Origin of the sequence: Brevundimonas diminuta (assembly GCF_039673845.1) — a bacterium.
GTDB lineage: Bacteria > Pseudomonadota > Alphaproteobacteria > Caulobacterales > Caulobacteraceae > Brevundimonas > Brevundimonas diminuta_E.
This window is the reverse complement of the sequence record NZ_JBDJMK010000007.1, coordinates 148,604-167,786: the sequence shown is the minus strand read 5'-3', so window position 1 is coordinate 167,786 and position 19,183 is coordinate 148,604. Positions and strand designations below refer to the sequence as shown.

18 protein-coding genes are annotated in these 19,183 nt (G+C 66.2%); 6 read left to right on the top strand and 12 right to left on the bottom strand.

Annotated features, from left to right (window positions below; translation table 11 throughout):
* Window positions 1–24: 24 nt before the first annotated feature.
* The 5 genes from ABE454_RS09485 to ABE454_RS09465 form a co-directional block, all read right to left on the bottom strand.
* Entirely contained in the window at window positions 25–450 is a 426-nt protein-coding gene (locus tag ABE454_RS09485) for an acyl-CoA thioesterase (protein ID WP_346531124.1), read from the bottom strand.
* A gap of 5 nt (window positions 451–455) precedes the next feature.
* Window positions 456–806, bottom strand: a complete 351-nt coding sequence (gene grxD, locus ABE454_RS09480) for a Grx4 family monothiol glutaredoxin (protein WP_125902132.1) — start codon at window positions 804–806, stop codon at window positions 456–458.
* A gap of 85 nt (window positions 807–891) precedes the next feature.
* The gene (locus ABE454_RS09475) at window positions 892–2,139 is read right to left on the bottom strand and encodes a hypothetical protein (RefSeq protein WP_346531123.1); all 1,248 of its coding nucleotides are present in this window, start codon (window positions 2,137–2,139) and stop codon (window positions 892–894) included.
* A 131-nt stretch (window positions 2,140–2,270) separates the two neighbouring features.
* On the bottom strand, window positions 2,271–2,633 hold the full coding sequence (locus ABE454_RS09470; RefSeq protein WP_346531122.1) for a hypothetical protein: 363 nt from the start codon (window positions 2,631–2,633) through the stop codon (window positions 2,271–2,273).
* Window positions 2,634–2,752: 119 nt separating this feature from the next.
* On the bottom strand, window positions 2,753–3,679 hold the full coding sequence (locus ABE454_RS09465) for a LysR family transcriptional regulator (RefSeq protein WP_346531121.1): 927 nt from the start codon (window positions 3,677–3,679) through the stop codon (window positions 2,753–2,755).
* A gap of 56 nt (window positions 3,680–3,735) precedes the next feature.
* Between ABE454_RS09465 and ABE454_RS09460 the strand changes: the two genes are divergently transcribed.
* A complete protein-coding gene (locus ABE454_RS09460; protein WP_346531119.1) occupies window positions 3,736–4,881 on the top strand; it encodes an MFS transporter in 1,146 nt (381 codons plus the stop codon).
* On the opposite strand, the gene ABE454_RS09455 is transcribed toward ABE454_RS09460, so the two are convergent.
* Window positions 4,878–6,332, bottom strand: a complete 1,455-nt coding sequence (locus ABE454_RS09455) for a PLP-dependent aminotransferase family protein (RefSeq protein ID WP_346531117.1) — start codon at window positions 6,330–6,332, stop codon at window positions 4,878–4,880. The two genes, ABE454_RS09460 and ABE454_RS09455, sit on opposite strands and share 4 nt — an antisense overlap.
* Window positions 6,333–6,397: 65 nt before the next feature.
* Here ABE454_RS09455 and ABE454_RS09450 point away from each other — a divergent pair, with 65 nt between their 5' ends.
* Window positions 6,398–6,997 carry a YczE/YyaS/YitT family protein gene (locus ABE454_RS09450; protein ID WP_346531115.1) on the top strand — a complete coding sequence of 200 codons (600 nt, stop codon included), beginning with the start codon at window positions 6,398–6,400 and terminating at the stop codon, window positions 6,995–6,997.
* A 12-nt stretch (window positions 6,998–7,009) separates the two neighbouring features.
* On the opposite strand, the gene ABE454_RS09445 is transcribed toward ABE454_RS09450, so the two are convergent.
* On the bottom strand, window positions 7,010–8,485 hold the full coding sequence (locus ABE454_RS09445; protein ID WP_346531114.1) for a tetratricopeptide repeat protein: 1,476 nt from the start codon (window positions 8,483–8,485) through the stop codon (window positions 7,010–7,012).
* Between the two features lie 151 nt (window positions 8,486–8,636).
* On the opposite strand from ABE454_RS09445, the gene ABE454_RS09440 reads away from it, so the two are divergent.
* Window positions 8,637–9,401, top strand: coding sequence for an SDR family oxidoreductase (locus tag ABE454_RS09440; protein WP_346531112.1), 765 nt, complete (start codon window positions 8,637–8,639; stop codon window positions 9,399–9,401).
* 143 nt (window positions 9,402–9,544) lie between these two features.
* Here ABE454_RS09440 and ABE454_RS09435 read toward each other — a convergent pair whose 3' ends face one another.
* Window positions 9,545–11,173 (bottom strand): peptide chain release factor 3, encoded by a 1,629-nt coding sequence (locus ABE454_RS09435; protein ID WP_346531110.1) that lies wholly within the window; start codon window positions 11,171–11,173, stop codon window positions 9,545–9,547.
* A 159-nt stretch (window positions 11,174–11,332) separates the two neighbouring features.
* Here ABE454_RS09435 and ABE454_RS09430 point away from each other — a divergent pair, with 159 nt between their 5' ends.
* The gene (locus ABE454_RS09430; protein ID WP_346531108.1) at window positions 11,333–11,473 is read left to right on the top strand and encodes a hypothetical protein; all 141 of its coding nucleotides are present in this window, start codon (window positions 11,333–11,335) and stop codon (window positions 11,471–11,473) included.
* Between the two features lie 21 nt (window positions 11,474–11,494).
* On the opposite strand, the gene ABE454_RS09425 is transcribed toward ABE454_RS09430, so the two are convergent.
* The gene (locus ABE454_RS09425; RefSeq protein WP_346531106.1) at window positions 11,495–11,863 is read right to left on the bottom strand and encodes a hypothetical protein; all 369 of its coding nucleotides are present in this window, start codon (window positions 11,861–11,863) and stop codon (window positions 11,495–11,497) included.
* Window positions 11,864–12,373: 510 nt separating this feature from the next.
* On the opposite strand from ABE454_RS09425, the gene ABE454_RS09420 reads away from it, so the two are divergent.
* Entirely contained in the window at window positions 12,374–12,838 is a 465-nt protein-coding gene (locus ABE454_RS09420; protein ID WP_346531105.1) for a hypothetical protein, read from the top strand.
* A gap of 185 nt (window positions 12,839–13,023) precedes the next feature.
* Here the strand turns inward: ABE454_RS09420 and ABE454_RS09415 are convergent, their stop codons facing one another.
* Window positions 13,024–13,854, bottom strand: coding sequence for a hypothetical protein (locus tag ABE454_RS09415; protein WP_346531103.1), 831 nt, complete (start codon window positions 13,852–13,854; stop codon window positions 13,024–13,026).
* Between the two features lie 187 nt (window positions 13,855–14,041).
* On the opposite strand from ABE454_RS09415, the gene ABE454_RS09410 reads away from it, so the two are divergent.
* Window positions 14,042–14,254 carry a helix-turn-helix domain-containing protein gene (locus ABE454_RS09410; RefSeq protein WP_346531101.1) on the top strand — a complete coding sequence of 71 codons (213 nt, stop codon included), beginning with the start codon at window positions 14,042–14,044 and terminating at the stop codon, window positions 14,252–14,254.
* 364 nt (window positions 14,255–14,618) lie between these two features.
* Here the strand turns inward: ABE454_RS09410 and ABE454_RS09405 are convergent, their stop codons facing one another.
* A complete protein-coding gene (locus ABE454_RS09405; protein WP_346531100.1) occupies window positions 14,619–14,969 on the bottom strand; it encodes a hypothetical protein in 351 nt (116 codons plus the stop codon).
* Window positions 14,970–15,036: 67 nt separating this feature from the next.
* Window positions 15,037–19,182, bottom strand: coding sequence for an RHS repeat-associated core domain-containing protein (locus tag ABE454_RS09400; RefSeq protein ID WP_346531098.1), 4,146 nt, complete (start codon window positions 19,180–19,182; stop codon window positions 15,037–15,039).
* Window position 19,183: the final 1 nt, after the last annotated feature.

Genomic DNA, 19,183 nt, shown 5'->3' with positions numbered 1-19,183 from the left:
GAGGAAAGGGCAAGGCTGATGCGCTTAAGCCGTGAACGGTCCCAGCATGTCCGCCGGGATGCGGGCGGGGCGCAGGGTCTTTGCGTCGACCAGGCACCACTCCGACAGCCCCTGCGCGCACAGACGGCCTTCGGCGTCCTCGATGCGGACATAGCGGTTGAAGCGCGGGCCCTGCGGGTCGCCGACCCATGTGCGGGCCAAGACGCCGGTCGCGCCCGGCTCGATGGCGCGTAAGTAGTCGATCTCGTGTCTCAGGGCGATCCACGACCATTTCGCGCGCGTCTCGTCGTCGAAGCGCGCGTTCCAGTGGGCCGTGCCCACGTCCTGCAGCCAGCCGACATAGACGACGTTGTTGACGTGGTTGTTCTCGTCGATGTGCTCCGGCCGCACGTCCAGGGGCACGACGAAGACCTCGCGGTCCTCACGCGGTTGGAGCTGCGGCCGGGCCATCTGGCTTACGCCTCGCCGAGGGCGACGCCCTTTTCGGACATCAGGGCGGCCAGTTCGCCGGACTGGAACATCTCGCGCACGATGTCCGAGCCGCCGACGAATTCGCCCTTCACATAAAGCTGGGGAATGGTCGGCCAGTCGGTGAAGGCCTTGATGCCTTCGCGCAGGGCTTCGTCCTGCAGCACGTCGACGCCGACGAAGGCCGCGCCCACATGGTCCAGAATCTGGACCGTCACCGAAGAGAAGCCGCAGCGCGGCGAATCCGGCGTGCCCTTCATGAAGAGCACCACGTCATGCTCGGCCACCGTCTGGGCGATGAAGGCGTGGACGGGATCGGCGGCGGTTTGTTCGGTCACTGTGTCGGAACCCTTCTGCGAAGCCCGTGAGCTAGGCGCCCAATGGGGCCGGGTCAAGGCCGTGCGGCGTCCGGTCCCGCCGGGCTCAGGCGGTTTGCGGGCGCGGGATCAGCCGTTCGGCCCGTTCGGCCAGCCGGGCGGCGCCGTGTTCGCGCGCCGTCTGGGCGGCCTCGGCCAGCATCAGACCGACGGCGCGGGGCGTCTCGCCGGTCCAGCGGGCGCGGGCCAGGGCGATGCGCGCCAGACCGATCTGCTCGGCCGCCCAGTCCAGCGGCGTGGCGGCGACCGAGGGCCGCGTCAGGCGCCGACGCAGCGCCGTCTCGATCTCCAGCAGGGCGTCCAGATCGCCGATGGAGGCGGCGTGGGCGGCTTCCTGCGCCACGCGCTGCTCATGGGCCAGGGCGCCCAGAATCAGACCGCCGCCCTCGGTCACGGCCTCGGCCTGGGCCAGGGCCAGCGGGGGCAGGGTCTCGCGCTCGGCGCGCATCACCTGAATGGCGGCCCAGTCCAGCGGGCTGTGGTCGGGGGTGAACAGCTGGGCGGCGGCGTCGAACAGGGTCCGGGCCTGATCCTGCGCCGGATCGTCGGCGGCTACGGCGGCCAGGGCGGCCATGCCGGACGCGCACAGGGCCAGGGCGCGCGCGCGGCTTAAGGGGCGCTGTTCAGGCGGGGCGGCCTCGACCAGGGCGCGCAGGTCGTGGCCCGCCTGATCCAGCAGGCGCGGGTCGCGGGCGATCAGCCCGGTCTCCAGCGCCAGGGCGGCGCGTTCCAGCCGCAGGTCATCCTCGGCCGCGCGGCCGCCTTTCAGCCGCGCTACGGCGGCGTCCAGCAGTCCGGCCGCCTCGGTCAGTTCGGGCAGGACGCCGGACAACAGCGCCTGACGCGCACGCAGCCGCGCGTGCAGGGCGGCCATGGCCGAGGCCGTGTCGGCGCGGCGCGGCGCAGGCAGTCCGCTCAACAAATCTAGCGCGGCGTTCAGCCGTTCGGGATCGCCGCGCAGGTCGAACGCCATCATCCCGGTTTGAGCCAGATCGAGGGCGGCGCGCACGGCCTGATCGTCGTTCGCTGCGGCCCCGGCGGCGTCGCGCCCGGCGGCCTCGGCGCGCTCCAGACTGGCGGCGGCGCCGCAGCGGCGGGCGTGTTCGCGCCACAGGGCGGCGGCGCGCAGGGCGGCGTCATGGGGGCGGGCGCAGGAGACGCGGCCTGCATCGGTCGCCTGCTGGCGGGCCTCCGTCTCGACCAGACGGGCGCTGATCAGCTCCAGCCAGCCGAGATCGTCGCTGTCGCGCGCCTTCTCGAACAGCCGTCTCAGATCTCTGCCGAATTCGAACATGCTGCTCTCATCGTCCCGCTTCGGGATCACGAAGGCGATCCGGGGGTGAGACAAGCAAACGCAGCGCCGCAAAAGCGGTTCAGCTTAACCATATAGTCAGATTTTTCGCGCCCGCCGGTCGGGCGGCGGCCTCAGCCCAGCTTGGGCGCCGCGCGGCGACAGCGCTGCAGGCTGCTGCGGGCCTCGGTTTCGCCTGCGGACAGGCGGCGCACGGACTGCAGGCGGGCGCGGGTCTGGTCCTGTTCGGCCACGGCCGGATTGCGTCCGGCCGTCGTCGCGGCCTGCATGGCGGCCAGCGACCAATAGAGGGCGGCGTCATAGAGTTCGCGGCCATAGCGGCTTTCGCCGCCTTCCAGTTCGGATGCGGCCTGCGTCAGGCCGGCGCACAGCACCGCCTCATTATAGGAGACGAGCCGTGGAGGCTGAGCCGGCGCCGGCGCCTCGGACTGGCTTTGCGCCAGCGCCATAGCGGCAGTGATGGCGATGAACAGCATCTGAACTCCACACAGAACCGCAAACGCACGAGCCTGTGTCATGACATCGCGAAAAAGCGATTTGCGACCCATACAGAACCACGTCCGCGCGATGGATGAAAGCGCTGTTCAGCTGGGCTTCAGCTTGGATCCGGGACGTTTTGCATCGCCCGGCCCTGATCGATCAGCCAGTTCAGGAACAGGCGCCGGTTCCGCGACATTTCGCCTGCGCCGGGAATCGCCGCCACCGCGCCTTCATCCCGCACGAAGCCGAAGGGCGCCAGCAGCCGCCCTTGCGTCACCGCCTCGGCCGTCAGCGCCCACGGCAGGACCGCCGCGCCCCAGCCGGACAGGGCGCCGTCCAGCGCGAAATGCAGGTGGGCGACCACGCGGCCGGGCGCCTCGGGCAGGTCATGGCCGCTCATTTCGGCCCAGTCACTCCACGCCGTGACATGGGTGCGGGCCGTCAGACGCGGCGCCGCCAGCACGGCGTCCCGGACATCCTGCGCGGCCGAAGATGCAGCCAGCGATGCGGCCAGATCGGGCGCGATCACCGGCCCTATGGCGTTGGGCATGACAGGAACGGCGCCCAGGGCTTCGATCCGCGGCGTATCCAGCAGCCGCAGCAGCAGGTCGGCGCCGCGACGGCTGACGGCGTGCGACGCCAGTTCGACCAGATGGACCCGGATCTGCGGATGCAGGCGGCTGAAATCGGCCAGCCGCGGGATCAGCCACTTCACCGCCAGACTGGCGTTGACGGCGATGTGCAGGTCGCTGCCGGTCCCGCGCGCCTCGCCCACGGCGGCGGCGATCCGGTCGAAGGCGGCCGTCAGTCCGGGCAGCAGGCGCCGCCCCGCATCGGTCAGGGACAGGGCGTGGCGCGGACCCTCGAACAGCCGCAGGCCCAGCTGCGCCTCCAGCGCCTTGACCTGACGGCTGACGGCGCTGTGGGTCACGTTCAGCTCGGCCGCCGCGCGGGTGGCGCTGCCGGTGCGCGCCATGGCCTCGAACGCGCGCAGGGCGTTCAGCGAGGGCAGCGGTCCCGTGCCTGTGAGGTTTTCGAACATACGATGTTCGATAGGTCGATTTCTTCGCCCAGGCAAATCCGGCGAAACGGCGCGCCATGTCGCAAGCCGCCGTTTCCCGTCTGATCGTTCCGGTGCTGGGTCTGGGGATGATCGTCTCCTTCGCCTCCAGCTATTATCTGATGGGGGTGCTGGCCGAGCCGCTGGCGGCGGGGGCGGGCACGACGCCGGGCGCCGTGTTCACGGCCCTGTCGGGCGCCTTTCTGATCTCGGCGGCGCTCAGTCCCTTCGGCGGGCGATGGATCGACCGGCGGGGCGGGCGCGAGGTGCTATCGGCCTCCGCCGTCATCTTCGCCATGGCCCTGATCGTGCTGGGGCTGGCGCGCGATCCGGTCGTCATGATCGCCGGCGTCCTGATGCTGGGCGCGGGCATGGGGGTCGGGCTCTACGGCCCGGCCTACGCCGTTCTGGTGGTACTGCACGGCGATGCGGCGAAGAAGCCGATCACCGCCGTCTCCCTGCTGGGCGCGTTCGGCGGGGCGGTGGGCTGGCCGCTGACGCTGCTGATGATCGACATGCTCGGCTGGCGCGGCGCCTGTTTCGTCTGGGCGGGCGCGCATCTGCTGCTGTGCCTGCCGCTGTATCGGGCGGTGCTGCCGGACGGCCGGGCCGGAGGACGTGCGCCTGCGGCCGGGCGCGTGCGCTGGGATGCGACCATGATCCGGCTGGCCGTCCTGTTCGCCGGGGCATGGTGGGTGGCGACGGCCATGGGCGCCCACCTGCCGCGCCTGCTGACGCGGCTGGGCCTGAGCGCGGCCGAGGCGGCGCTGGCGGCGGGGCTGATGGCGGGGGCGGCCATCGTCGTGCGCCTGATCGCCCTGATGGCGCCGGGCCGGGGTTCGCCCGTCGCGACGGTGCAGGGGGCCAGCCTGCTGCACCCGGCCGGGGCGCTGATCGCCTTCATCGGCGGCAAGGGAGCGGCGGGGGCCGTGGCGCTGGGACAGGGGGCGGGCAACGGCCTGCTGGCCGTGGCGTCGGGCGTGCTGCCGCTGCATCTGTTCGGCCGCGAGAACTATGGCGCGCGACAGGCTCTGGTTCTGACCCCCGCCCGTTTCGCCCAGGCGGCGGCCCCGGCGCTGTACGGCATGGCGCTGGACCGGTCGGCGGGGCTGGCCCTGCTGATCTCCAGCGGGGTCTGCATGGTCATGTTCGCCATGACGTTCGGCCTGAAGCGCGCGGTCTAGAGGACGGCGCGGGCGGTGGGGTCCGGCGCGGCTCTGCGCGGCGGGCTGCGGTCCAGCCCGCTCCATGCGGCGGCCAGCCGGTCGACGGCCAGATCCAGCTCGGCCTCTTCGCGGCTGAAGGGCAGGCGGATGAAGCGGTCGAAGGCGCCGTTGACGCCAAAGCGCGTGCCCGGCGCGATCCGCACCCCATGATCGGGCGCGGCGATGGCCAGCCGCACCCCGTCCGGCCGGGGCAGCTCGACCCACAGCGACAGGCCGCCTTCGGGGCGACGCGTGCGCCATTCGGGCAGGCGTTCGGCCAACTGCGTCCTCAAGCGGGCCTCGCGCCGGGCCAGCGCCTGACGTCGCGCGTCCAGCGGCCCCGGCGGTCCGGCCAGAAGCACGGCGGCGGCCAGCTGCTCCAGCACCGGCACGCCCAGATCCAGCGACGGGCGGCGCCGCACCACGGCGTCGACCACATCGGCGTGGGCGCGTATCCAGCCGACGCGCAGTCCGCCCCAATAGGGCTTGCTGGTCGAACCCAGCCTGACGACGTGCGGCCCATGATCGACCGGCGGGGGCGGCGGACGGTCGAACCACAGTTCGCGCAGGGCGTCGTCCAGCACCAGCAGGGCGCCCGCGCGGGCCGCGGCGGCGGCGATGGCGGCCTCGTCCTCAGCCGACAGCACATGGCCGGTCGGATTGTGATGCGCCCCGGTCAGGAAGATCAGCCGGGGCTGGATGCGGGCGATGGCGGCCAGCATCCCGTCGATGTCCCATCCGTGCGGCGTCATGGCGACGGGGCTGGGTTGAAGGCCCGCCTGCAGCAGGGCGTCCAGCGCATGGGGATAGGCCGGATGCTCGATGATGACCCGGTCGCCGGGGCGCGTCACCGCCCGCAGCAGCAGGGCCAGTCCGCTGAGGGCGCCGCCGCTGACGACGATCTGATCGGGCGTCGTCGGCGCCCCCTCGGCCGTATGGCGATCGGCCACGGCGCGGCGCAGCACCTCAAGCCCCATCGGCTCATAGCCATGTCCCGGCAGATGGGCGGGCAGGGCCTCGACCGCGCGGGCATAGGCGGCGTGGACCTGTTCATCGGCGGCGATAGCGGCCGAGGCCATGTCGATCACGCCGGGCGCATCGTCCATCTGCATCGGCCCGTCCAGCCGCCGCACCGGCCGCGACGCCGGGCTGGCGGGCAGGGCGGTGAAACTGCCCGATCCGGTGCGGCTGACGATGAAGCCGTCCGCCCTCAACCGGTCCAGGGCGGTGCTGACGGTGATGCGGCTGACGCCCAGCGTTTCGGCCAGCCGCCGCTCGCCCGGCAGGCGGGCGTGCAGCGACAGTCGCCCGTCCAGGATCATCAGCTTCAACGCCTCGGACAGCAGGCGATAGGCCGGCTCGCCTTCCGGTTCGCGCCAGCCGTTCAACAGCCGTGAAAGCGAGGCCGGATGGATCAGCAGGTCGCGCATAGGGCCATCGTGATGAAAGCGGCCCTGTAAAACAAGGCCGGTTGTGCGATCAACGGCGCATGTTCATGCGTCGTTTCATCCAGCTTCAACTGGGCCTGTGCCTCTATGGCGTGGCCGCCGCCGCCATGGTGCGCTCCAACCTCGGGCTGGACCCGTGGAACGTCTTTCATCAGGGCCTGTCGCTGAAGACGGGCATGAGCCTGGGGACCGCCTCCATCCTGATGGGGGTGCTGGTGATGCTGACGTGGATCCCGCTGCGCCAGAAGCCGGGGCTGGGCACCTTGTGCAACATCTTCGTCATCGGCCTGTCGATGGATGCGGCCCTGGCCGTCATGCCCGAGATCACGGGCCTGCCGCTGCGGCTGGCCTTCATGGCGCTGGGCGTGCTGCTGACGGGCATGGGCGGGGCGGCCTACATCGGCGCAGGCATGGGCACGGGACCGCGCGACGGCCTGATGATCGGCCTGAACCAGCGGTTCGGCTGGTCGATCCGCGTGTCGCGCATGCTGATCGAGATCAGCGTCCTGGCCGGGGGCTGGCTGCTGGGCGGCTCGGTCGGCCTGGGCACCGTGGCCTTCGCCGTCGCCATCGGCCCGCTGGTCCAGTTCTTCCTGCCGTGGTTCCAGGCGCTGGGCCGCGGCGAACGGCGAGCGGCGCGGGTCTGACGACGCGAGCGATCAGTCGGGGACCTCGTCCCTGTCTGCGCCTGCTTCGTGCGGACTATTGGCGACGACGGCGAGGAGTTCCGCCGCCTCTTCGACTTCGCCTCCTTTGGTCATGGCTTCGGCGGCTTCGAGGCGCAGGCGCATGACCTGGGGCGCGAAAGCGACCGCTAATCGCCAGGTCTCCAGATCATTGGCGTTGGGATAGTCGACGGCGTCGCGACGTGAGCGCGCCAGGGCGGCGAAGATGCGGTAGTCGGTCGGATCAGCATCAAGCGCCCGCGCCAGATAGCCTCGGGCCTCACGGACCAGGCGGGCGCGCTCCGCCGGATCCTGTTTTTCATCGGATGCTTTAAGGCGGGCGTCGGCCAGCAGCCTCAGCGCTTCGGCGTCTTCGGGGGCGACCGTCAAGGCGCTGTTCAGCGCTGCCTCGCCGGCTGTTGTGTCGCCCCATTGAAGCTCCGCCCGGCCCAGGGTGACCAGGGCCAGACGGTCCTGCGGATAGCGGGCCGCGTCCGCCCGCGTGCGCTCCAGCAAGGCGGCGGCGTCTTCGGGCGACTGGGGATAGCGGCTGCGTAGGCTGTAGAGCAGCATACGATCCGCACTGGGCGGCAGGGTTTCTATCTGCACAGAGGGTTGAGTATCCGTCATGGAGAAGCGGACGTATTTCATCTCGCCGCGCAGATAGGCGCGCAGGGCGGCGGTCAGGCTCTCGGGCGTGTGGCCGAGGCGGTTCTGCAAGGCCTCTACTGGTGCAACCCCGCGCCCGACGTCAGCCAGATAGGCGTCCAGACCCTGCCGGCGCTCCGCATCGGCTAACAGATAGTGGGTCAGCAGCCAGGATTGGGCATAGAAGACCCCACGCTGTTCGCGTTGGCTGAAGTCGCGGGGCCGTTTGGACAGCAAATCCTCGATCGCAAGCCATCGCGACTGGTTCAGCGTGTAGATCCGCCCCGGATTGAAGCCGCCCAGTTCGACACGCTGCGGGTCATTCACCTGGGCCGTCATGAAGAACTCGGCGAAGCCTTCGACGAACCATCCCGGATAGAATCCGGGGAAATTCTGGTACATGAAGTGGTGGGCGTATTCGTGGAACAGCAGGTCATCGCCGCTGCGCCGGTTCAAGGCGGCGTAGACGTCGATTTCGGAAGCTGAATAGAAGCCCGCGGCCTTGCCTTCAGCGACCGCCGGAAACACTTCGGCCAGATCGCGGCGGGTATGCAGTAGATACACGGGCAGTTTGCGTACGCCCTCTAGCGCCGGGCGGTTGAACTGGCGTCGCAGTACGGCGTCGAAACGCTCCAGCTTTTCGGCATGGGGGCGCAGGTCAGCTTCTGAACCCTCGCCATAGACGATGAAGTTGGCCGTTTCCGCCCGGCGCCACTCAGCCTGGGCCGATGGCGCGGTCAGGGTCAGGCCCGCGCTAAGAAGAATGGCCGACAAGACTTTGACGTGATGGCGACCTGCGGTGTTCTGGCGCTGAAACGACATGAGAACCCCTCTGTGTTTTCATAGCTTATGCGTGGTTCATGACAGTCGCAAAACGAAGGAGGGCCGCAGAGGCGTTTCAGCGTCCGAACCTCGCCAGACCGCGCGGCGAGAGCGTGAAAGGAAGGCGCCTTCATGAACGAAGGAGGCCGCCATGCCCGCACTGTCCGACAAAGTCGCCGTCATCACCGGGGCCAGTTCCGGCATCGGGGCCGCCGCTGCCCGCCTGTTCGCGCGAGAGGGCGCGGCGGTGGTGGTCACCGCCCGGCGTGAGGCGGAGCTGGCGGCTCTTGTCGCGGCCATTGAGGCTGAGGGCGGACGCGCCGTTGCCGTGTCTGGCGATATTCGCGACGAGAGGCTGGCCGAGCGGCTGGTGCAGACGGCGGTCGAGCGGTTCGGCGGGCTGGACATCGCCTTCAACAATGCGGGGGCCATCGGCGCCAATGAGCCGACGCATGAGATCGCGTCGGACCGCTGGCGCGAGACGCTGGAGGTCAATCTGACGGCCGCCTTTCTGGGCGCCAGACATCAGATCCCGGCCTTGCTGGCGCGTGGCGGCGGGTCGCTGATCTTCACCTCGACTTTCGTCGGTCACGCCATCGGAATGCCCGGCATGGCGGCCTATGCAGCGGCCAAGGCGGGCTTGGTGGGCCTGTCGCGGGTCATCGCGGCCGAGTATGGGGCGAAGGGAATCCGCAGCAACTGCCTGCTGCCCGGCGGCACGGACACCGAGGCCGGGCGCGAGTTCGCCCACACGCCCGAGATCATCGCTTTCGTCGAGGGGATGCACGCCCTGAAGCGGATGGCGAGCCCCGATGAGATCGCCCGCGCCGCCCTGTTTCTGGCGTCGGACGCCTCCAGCTTCATGACCGGGACGGCCATGCTGGTCGACGGCGGGGTGTCGATCAGCAAGACCTGAGGCGCAAGGGTTTTCGCCTCGTCATCCTCGGGCTTGACCCGAGGATCGAGTTGTCCGCCTGCGCGACATTCGAAAGGCTGAGCGCCTCCGCTGGGTCCTCGGGTCAAGCCCGAGGATGACGGCAGGTGAGGCAGATCGGGCGATCAGCCCCGTTCGCGGGTCTTGCTGAAGGCGACCTTGGGGAAGCGTTCGGAGACATAGCCTGTCTCCCACGCCGACTTGGCCAGGAAGACCGGGTTCTGGTCGATGTCGGTCGCCATCTGGGGCCGGTATTTGCCGGCGAAGTCTTCAAGGTCGGCCTTGGCCCCCGACACCCAGCGCGCCTCGGCGTAAGGCGACGGCTCGAAGATGACGTCCAGGCCGTATTCCTCGCCCAGGCGGTCGGCCATGACCTCGAACTGCAGTTGGCCGACGGCGCCGACGATGAAGTCCGCGCCCAGTTCCGGGCGGAACAGCTGGGTCACGCCTTCCTCGGCCAGACCGACCAGCGCCTTCTGCAGGTGCTTGGCCTTCAGCGGATCCTTGACGCGGACGCGCTGAAGGATTTCCGGCGCGAAGTTGGGCAGGCCCGCAAAGCGCACCAGACCGCTCTCCGACAGGCTGTCGCCGACGCGCAGCACGCCGTGGTTTGGAATGCCGATGACGTCGCCCGCATAGGCATCTTCGGCCAGTTCGCGGTCCGAGGCGAAGAACATGATGGGGGCGTTCACTGACAGCTGTTTGCCGGTGTTCTGGACCTTCAGCTTCATGCCGCGCTTGAAGCTGCCCGAGGCCATGCGGAACATGGCGATGCGGTCGCGGTGGTTGGGGTCCATGTTGGCCTGAACCTTGAAGACGAAGCCGGTGACTTCGTCCTTGCTCGGCTCGACCGTGATGTCTTCGGGCGCGGGGGCGTTGCGGGTTTCGGGCGGCGCCTCCTTGCGGGCGCTCATCGTCTTGGGCGGCGGCGCCCATTCGCCGATGGCTTTCAGCAACTCCTCGATGCCGAAGTGGCGCAGGGCCGAGCCCCACAGCACGGGCGTCATGTGGCCTTCCAGAAACGCCTGATGGTCGAACGGCTTATAGCCCGCCTCGACCAGTTCCAGCGCATCGACCATGTCGGCCTGCTCGGTCCCCTGGAAGAAGTCGGCGGCCTGATCGAAGGGCAGGGGGGCGGGGTGTTCGCCGTCGTTGTCGGCGGTCTTGCGCGTATAGGGCTGGAACCGGCCCTGACCGCCGACCTCGGCCAGACCGCGCAGGCGGTTGCCGCTCTCGGCCGGCCACCAGATCGGCGCGGGGTCCAGCTGCAGGCGGGACGCGATCTCGTCCAGCAGGGCCATCGGGTCCTGCGCCTCGCGGTCCAGCTTGTTGATGAAGGTGATGATCGGGATGTCGCGCAGGCGGCAGACCTCGAACAGCTTCAGCGTCTGCGGCTCGATGCCCTTGGCGGCGTCCAGCACCATGATGGCGCAGTCGGCGGCGGTCAGGGTGCGATAGGTGTCTTCCGAGAAGTCTTCGTGCCCCGGCGTGTCCAGCAGGTTGAACATCTTGCCGTCGTGCTCGAACGTCATGACCGAGGCGGTGACCGAAATGCCCCGTTCCTTCTCGATCTTCATCCAGTCCGAACGGGCGCGGCGGTTTTCCCCGCGCGCCTTGACCGCGCCAGCCGCGCGCACAGCGCCGCCCGCCAGCAGGATGTGCTCGGTCAGGGTCGTCTTACCGGCGTCCGGGTGGGCGATGATGGCGAAGGTCCTGCGGCGCAGGGCCTCGTCGGCGAGAGTCAGTTTGGACATGGAGCTTCCTTCAGGACGCGCGACCTAGCGCGCCACGGCCCGATTGTCGACGTTCACGATGCCGTGAGAGACCCCTCGCCAGGAAGGGTTATTCGAGTCATGGTGGATTTCGGAAGACAGCGATCCATGAGTTCGCTGCGCCACAGGGAAGGAAACGTCATGGCTCTGGTTCACCCGGACAAGGCCGCGCCGGTTCAGCACAGCGGCAAGATTCATCCGCTGGTCTGCTTTCTGGCCGGGTTCGCATTGATCGTCATCGCAGCCGCCGTGGTCCACACGGTGTTCGGCATCATCCTCTAGGCCGAGGCGACGCCGCGACGATCAGGCCGCAAGGCGGCTCCACACAGCCTTGTCCGCCGCGACGGCGTTCAGGGCGCCGCGACGTGCGCGCTGTTGCAGATGGCGCAGCACGACCTCGGGCAGGGCGCAGAAGCGCGGCCCGACCAGTTCGGGCGCGCAACCCGCCTGCGGCGCGGCGAACAGGGCGGCGTTGACGCCCTCGGCCCTGTGCGCGATCAGCCAGGCCAGACGACGCGCGCGGGCCGGATCGGTGCGGTGCAGCAGGGGCTCTTCGGCGAACAGTTCGCAGCCCATCTCCAGCACATAGTCGAAGGACAGGTTCTCGAACCGGCGCACGTCATGGCTCGGGGCCGGGCAGGCCTCGTCCAGATCGAAGACGACGTCGTTCAAGAGAAACAGCATCCAGCCACGCCCGTTTGCCGGGCCGTTCTGACCCTATGCGACGGGTTTTAGAGCGCCTGCGCTTGCGGTCCGGTTCACGAACGCGGTGAACGGCGCGGTTACCATTCTTTAGGTCGCCCTAACGCGCTTCGCGCTGCTTGAGGGCTTTTTTAAAGCGGCCCTATCGGCAGGCGAACCCTCTCCCGGCGGGAGAGGGCTTGAGCGCACGACGGCGCAGCCGTCGTCCTTGCGCGAAAGGGTGAGGGGCTTGTCCTGTCCGTCGGCGCAAGCCGTCGCGTCGACGATCAGCCACGGCCTGCGGCGACTTCACCCGCGAACCCTCACCCTTTCGGCTGGCGGATCGCCTTCGGCTCTCCGACGGCATTGGGTAGCAAACTCACCTAAATAAATTTCTGAATCAAAACGACTTTCTGTACATTCTGTTCTGCAGGTGACGCCTATCAGGAAGCGTCAAGCCGCCACGCATCTGATCCGGGAGCGTGCCGTAGGACAGGAGATATGCCGACAAACCAAGACCTGGTGCCTCTAGACGCCGCCAACCCGCTCGCGCTTCATGCGCTCATTCGCAAATACGCAGAGATCGCAACCCAAGCCGATCAAGTCCGATCAGCTCTACAGAGATTGACGAGTGACCTGACCCACATCGAAGGGGCTATTCGACTTCTCGACTCTTCTGTCGACATCAGCGCGATCCGACTCAATCGTGCGGCATCCAGACGCTCGCAGAAGGGCGGGGTAACCAGCATCCTGTTGGATGTGCTTCGGGAGGCAGATGAGCCGCTGCCGCCTAGGACGATCACCACACGCATCATGAGACGGCGCGGAATATGCACCGAAGACGCGGTGCAATTTGACGCCACGCTGAAACGCGTCCGCGCCAGCCTGAGGAAACAAAGAATTCAAGGCGTGCTCCATCCCGTCGGAAAGGATGGGCTCGTTCAACTATGGGATATTGTTCAATGACCTATCCGTACCCCTACCCCATGGTTCTGACCAAAGGAGACAATCATCTGGAAATCACACGGGACCCTGCCGATAGCGCCAGCTTCGTCGGGCTCCATAATGGTCGCCCTGTCGTTCGCGGCAGCGAAACGGCGCTCGTGTTGCGTGCGTTGATCGGTTGCAACTGATCTCAACGGCAACGCGGCTTATTCGATCACGGGCATGCCCTTGAAGATCGCGGGCGACGGAGGTGGCCCGTCGGTCCAGTGCCAGGTCTCGCGGGTGCGCATCAGCTCCTGCGTGACCTGGGCGGGGACGGCCGGGATGTCGACCGGCGTGGGGGCGTAGGTCCCCGACGGCGCCAGGTTCAGTCGGAACCGATGAGGGAAGCCGCCGAAGCGCACTTCGATCACCATGTCGCGGACCATGCCCTCGGGGATGACGATCTGTTCCGCCAGGATGGCGCCGCCGTGGGCTGTGCCGGGGTCGATAGTCGTCGTCTCCAGCATGGTTCGGCCCAGGGTGGAGATGGTCTGGCGAAGGCGTCGTTGGATGTGGTCGTGCGACGCCTGTAACTGCCCTGAGGCGCTGCGGTAGGCGATGTCGTGGCGGCGCGGGTGATCCTCCATCTCCTGGAGAGTGAGGAAATACTCCACCGCCGCGTTGGCCCAGGCGAGGTTCATCTCCCGTTGGGCGGACATACGGGCGGTGTGGCGCAGATAGTCGAAGTCCTGAACGCTGTAGGGCTGCCCATCCAGATAGAGGCGCACGTCCTCTGAGCCGATGTTGATGGGATAGCCGGAGGTGTTGAAGGCGGCGATCGAGAAGTAGAATTTCTGGGTGTCGTTGTAACGGACCGGCAGCAGCATGATCGCCCCTGACGGCCCGTTTGACACCATCAGGGCGTTGCCGCGCGAGAAGCGCACGCCCACGCCGTGATCGGCGGTGGGGATCATCCGCACCTCCGTCGGCGGCGTGGTGGCAGCGCAGCCGGTCAGCAGGGCGCCGGCGCTTGCCAGGATAAGCAGCCTTTTCATCGGCGTTTCGCTCCTACGGCGCCCAGGATGCCGATGAGCAAACCGATGATCGCGCCTATCGGTCCTGCAACGAAAAAGCCGACCGCGCCGAACATCAGACCCGCCAGACACCCCATAATCGCCCCTCGTGAAGAATAGGACATAGATGTCCTAGAGAGGTTACCGCTCCGCTAACACCATCGCGCCGATGGAATGGGAGCAGATCGTCGGCGCAAATATCAGGCGCCTCCGCAAGGAACGCGGCCTAAGCCAGGAGGCGTTGGCAGGAGAAGCGGGATTGGCGATGCGTCATCTGGGGCGCATTGAACGCGGCGAGGGTAATCCGACGGTGGCGATTTTGGGCAAGTTGGCTGAAGTGTTGGACGTCCTTCCGACGGATTTTTATGCCGTCGGCCAATAGGGCCGCTCCTGACTCATGTCGGACTTTGGGAGCGTCCGCTGATGGCATCCAACTACGAATCTGAGGATCGGACGTTCGTATCGTTTCGAGCGCGACGCAAGTCGGGTCGGTTCGACTCCGACCGCCCGCACCAACACCGTCGATGCCCGTGACGCCTATGTGGCCATCAGCCGAGCGCGGTCCCATACTGCCCTCTAAACCGATAGCCGCGCCAAGCTCGCCGAGGCCCTTGGCCTGCGCAACGGGGCATAGGTCGGGGCCATCGACGGAATGATGGACAAGGACATGGGGTGGACGGATAACCAGAGTTTCATCGATACAAGACCGACCTTATGCCTCATGGTTAAGCAGGCTTCCGCTGGGCTTATTCTGCCAAATCTCCAATTGGATGTTTGCCCGCTTTGCTCTGAGCATCTGCGACCTTCACTACAAATCTACTCACGTCTCTAGGAGTCTTAATTGAAGCGAAATCAAAACCTGAAAAATCAATCCCTTCCACACTCAAAGACAACCTAGACAACATCACGTCAACAAGCTCATCACGAACGATTTCTGGGTCCATTGCGAAAATCTTGTATAGATCATCGTCAACTTCTGGCCTGAAATCATCAACGAATGCCCGTTCTTGAAGAATTTTCCAGAGCGCAATGGCAATCTCCGGATGACGATCACTGTCTTCTAGGTCACGTGCGAAGCCATTCACGTTTGCGCTCAATCGCTCTTTCCTAAGCCGGTCCTGCATCCGCGATCTGAACGGTGCTAAAAAGCGATATATACCAAACTTACTCATCTCCGCTCACCGTGCAGTATCCGATCGCAAGGGCATCAGCGGCAAGCAGCGCGTAACCAACTACCGGAACAGCTCTACCAGCAAATCTCGCGGCGCTCAGCGTCGATGAAACTCTTAGGCCATTTCCTATTCCAGGAAAGCCGGTCAGCGTTGGGAGCGCTCGTGGAAGCGGCGTTTTTCCGAAAATTGAACTCGCAGCCCGGCCAGCCCAAGATGTGCCTGGCGTTGCGCCACCTAACTTTCCTCGTGTATCGATGATATTCGCCCCCGCCGCTGCGGCACCAACTCCTGCCCCTGCTGTTAGGAATCCCAATCCATAATGAGAGGCAGCACAATCAAGAGCCTTTTTGCTATACTTCTGCGCAGTAGTGACAATGTCGTCGCCCTCTTTTTGTGGCGACGAAGGTCCTCTCTCTATAAGCGGCTGGGGTAGCCTACGCTCGCCATAGTTCGGCATGCTTCCCGATGTGCCGACATGACAAGAAAAGGACACGTCGCCAGGGCGCCAATCTCCGTTGACGTCGGTATAGGACCGGCCAACAAACGATGTGCATACACGACTGGAGGGCATGAAACCCAGCGGATCGATCAGATTGATCGGATCAGCTCCGACATAGGCGTAAAGGTTTGTGCCCGCTTGATACCCGATAGGATCACTCTGCAGAAACCGTCCCAGCTCGGGCTGATAGGCTCTGGCCTTGTAGTGGTAGGCACCGAAATCCGGCATCCAGAGCTGACCGGTGTACTGAAGCCGGCCCAGGTTAGTCGGGGCGGGGTTGCCGTAGTCGTCGTAGGTGTTGATCACGGTACTCGTCCCAGTCGCGCCCTCGGAAAGGTTGACCAGGGAGCCGCGCTCGTCCGCCGCCCAGTACTGTGCCGGGACCGAACCCGTCGTGGTGAAGTTGGCTACGATCTCATCCACGCCGGGGCCGCGCACGAAACGGTTCTGCAACGCGGTGGACCCCACGGGGGCAAAGCCTACGGTTTCAGCTCCGTCGTAGAGGAAGCGCCCACCATTCGTGCCGACATAGTCATATAGCCGCCCCAGGGCGTCGTAGCTCAGTGTCGAGGTCCCGCCGTTGGCGCCCGTCAGCCGGTTGGTCGCGTCATAGGTGAAGGCCCGCGTCGCGTCGTGGGTGATGTTGCCGTTGGCGTCATAGCCGACGCTCGCGCCGCCCACGCTCGTCACCTGGTTGCGGCCGTTGTTGGCGTAGGCCGTCGACCCCGCCGTCGGGCTGTAGACGTAGGCGGCGTTCGATGTGGTTTTGGTGACGATCTGCCCTGCAGGATTATAACTGTAGCCAAAGCTCACGTCGGCGGCCGTCCCGCCGACATCGTGGCTCAGGCTGGTCAGGCGCCCCATCCCGTCATAGCCGTAGGCTGAGGTCACGCCGTTGCCGCGCGTGATTCCCGTGCGACGGCCCAGATTGTCATAGCCGAAGCCGATGATCTGGGTCGTCCCGCCCTGCAGGATGGCGGTCATCTCGCCGGTCAGATTCCAACTGTTGGTGACGAAAAAAGCGTCCGGCCACGTCTGGCGCGTGCGTCGTCCCGCCAGGTCGTACTGATAGGACATGCTTCCCAGAGGCCCTGTCTCCGAGGTCAGCCGACCCAGCGCATCCCAGGTCTGAGTTGTAGTCTGGCCAGGGATCGACGCTGAGGTCAGCCGTCCCAGATTGTCGTAAGCGTAGGTGACGCTTGGCGTGCCCGACGGGGCGTTCAGCGCCGTCTGGCGGTTCAGGGCGTCGTAGGTCGCGCTGAAGGTCTGATTGGCCCGGGTGCGCATGGTGACGATATTCGAGGCGGCGTCGTAGCCGTACTCCTCGTAATCCGTCGTCGATGAGCCGGCGCTCGAGGGATTGGGGTAGCGCAGCTTCTTCAGCCGATTGTGTCCGTCATACTCAAAGGTCGAAACGTTGTTCTTGCCGTCAATCAAGGTCAGAGGCTGGCCATTGCTGGTGTAGGTGGCCCGTTCGACGATGGCGGACTCTGAGGCGTAACCGGCGGTCACCGACGTCAGTTGGCTCGCAGAATCATAACCGTATTTAGTAATGCCATCGGCACCGTAGATGCCGACTGACGCCGCCGCGCAGGCAGAAATCGGCGGCGCGGCGAAGGTCAATGGATTCATCCGCGTGGTAACGCAATCCGTCCGGCCTGCTGCATCATAGTTGACCTGTGTCAGAGCGTAAGTCGTCCCTCCGGCCAGGGCGCGCTGATGCGTTGGGCGGCCTTGAGCATCGTAGGTCATCGCCTGCTGCTGCAAGCTGACGAAGGCGGCCCAGTTCGGGTCGGTCAGACCCGTCACGGTGCCCTGCTCAGCCAAAATCACCTGGCCGCGAAGATTGTAGGTGTTGCGGACAGCCCTTCGCAGTAGCGGACCGCCGCCGTCGGGGTCCGGGCTAATGATGCCGACTAATTGGCGCGCGTTGTCGTAACGATAGGTTGTCGTATCCGACGTGCCGGCCAGCGGCCCGTCAACCGAGGCGACATCTCCATCAGGCGTATAGGCGATGCCCGTCGTCGCGCTGAGGAGACCATTGCCGGATGCCTGGGTGACCGTCGCCGGCAGAAGGTGTTTGGTCGTCGCCAGCGGGCCGTAGGTCAGGGTCGTCCTGATCTCATCGGCCGTGCCGATGCAGGAGGCCGTCGTCGCGCAAACGGAGACTTCCGTCGGCAGGATCGGTCCGCTTGGCATGGTCGTATAGGCGATGCGGGTCTGGGGACGTCCAGCACCAGGGGTCGGCGCAGGCTGGGTGATAGAAATCGGCTGGCCGTGTGGGCCGTAAAGATAGTCGGTTACGCCGCCGCGTGCATCCGTCGTGGCCGTGGGCAGATTGCAGGTGGCAGGATTCGCGCAGGTCGCTGGGAAGCTGGATGAGACATATATGTCGGCCAGGCCCGAACCGGGCTTCGCAACGGCTCGCGTCTCGGTGACGTTGCCGCGCGCGTCATAGGTATAGGCGACGTAGTCGCCTTCGGGGCGGGTCACTCGCGTGGTCCGTCCCTGACCATCATACAGGTACGACGTCGTCCGCAGCAAAGAATCGCGCCAGGACGTTAGACGATTGGTCGACAGGTTGGACGTCGCGACCGATTGATTGAACAATGGATCGGTGACGGTCGTGACCCGGGTCGATCCCGATCCGGAATAGCCGTAGCCCCAGGAACCCACGCCATCTGACACCGAACTCACGCGTCCGCTTCCGTCGTAGCCAACGGTCAAGGTCGGACTCGAGGCACCTGGGGCCTGAATGGTCGACACACGATTGCCCGAAAAGGTGTAGGTGGTCGTCCGACCTGACTGGTCAGTCACCGTTTGGGTGCTTCCCGTGACGCCATAGTCGGCGCTGGGCCAGGTCCGCGAGAATGTGCAACTGAAAGCGGTCGGAGAACAGCCGTCCACCGAAGTGTTGAAGCCGGTGACCTTAATTATGCGATAGAAGCTAGGAAGGGTCGACAGCGAACTGGGGTTGTTGTGGGCGTACTGAAGTTGCAGTTGATAACCGAAGTTGCTCGACACCGATTGAACCCTTGTGGCGGGCACGCGGGGGTCGTTGGGGTTGCCCGTGTTCACGATGACCGTGACGTAGTTGTAGGTCAGGGTCTCGCCGTTGGGGCGAACGACAGACACGAGACGCCCTGAGTTCGCGTCTGTGGGGCTAACATAATCATTGATGGCAGGCCGAAACACATAGGCGACGCCATCGGCGGTCGTGTACGTCAGCCCGCTCAAACTGTTTGGCGTCAGTGTCGAACCGACATTGTTAGTCGGGGTGTAGATACCGCCCGACAGGGTAAAGCGCTCTGAGGCACCGCCGAGGCTGACCTCCACAATGCCGCCGGTGTTGGAGATGGTCCCCGTGATGCTGTCGCGCCATCCAGGGCCGACATAAGCACGCGAGTAGGCCATGCCGCCGGCGCCCGGCTGACCGATCACCACATCGGTGCTGGTCAGATTGAATGCGCCCGAGATCAGGTCGACGCCGCGCTCGTCTAGCGTGAAGTGGTTGGGCGGCGGAGCGTGGAGTTGGTCTTGGGCCCAGGCGGGCGTCGATAAGGCCAAGAGCATCGCGCTCCATCCCGCCGTATGAAGCAGACGAGCATGCGCATACGGACGGCCGCCGGAGCGGTTCATA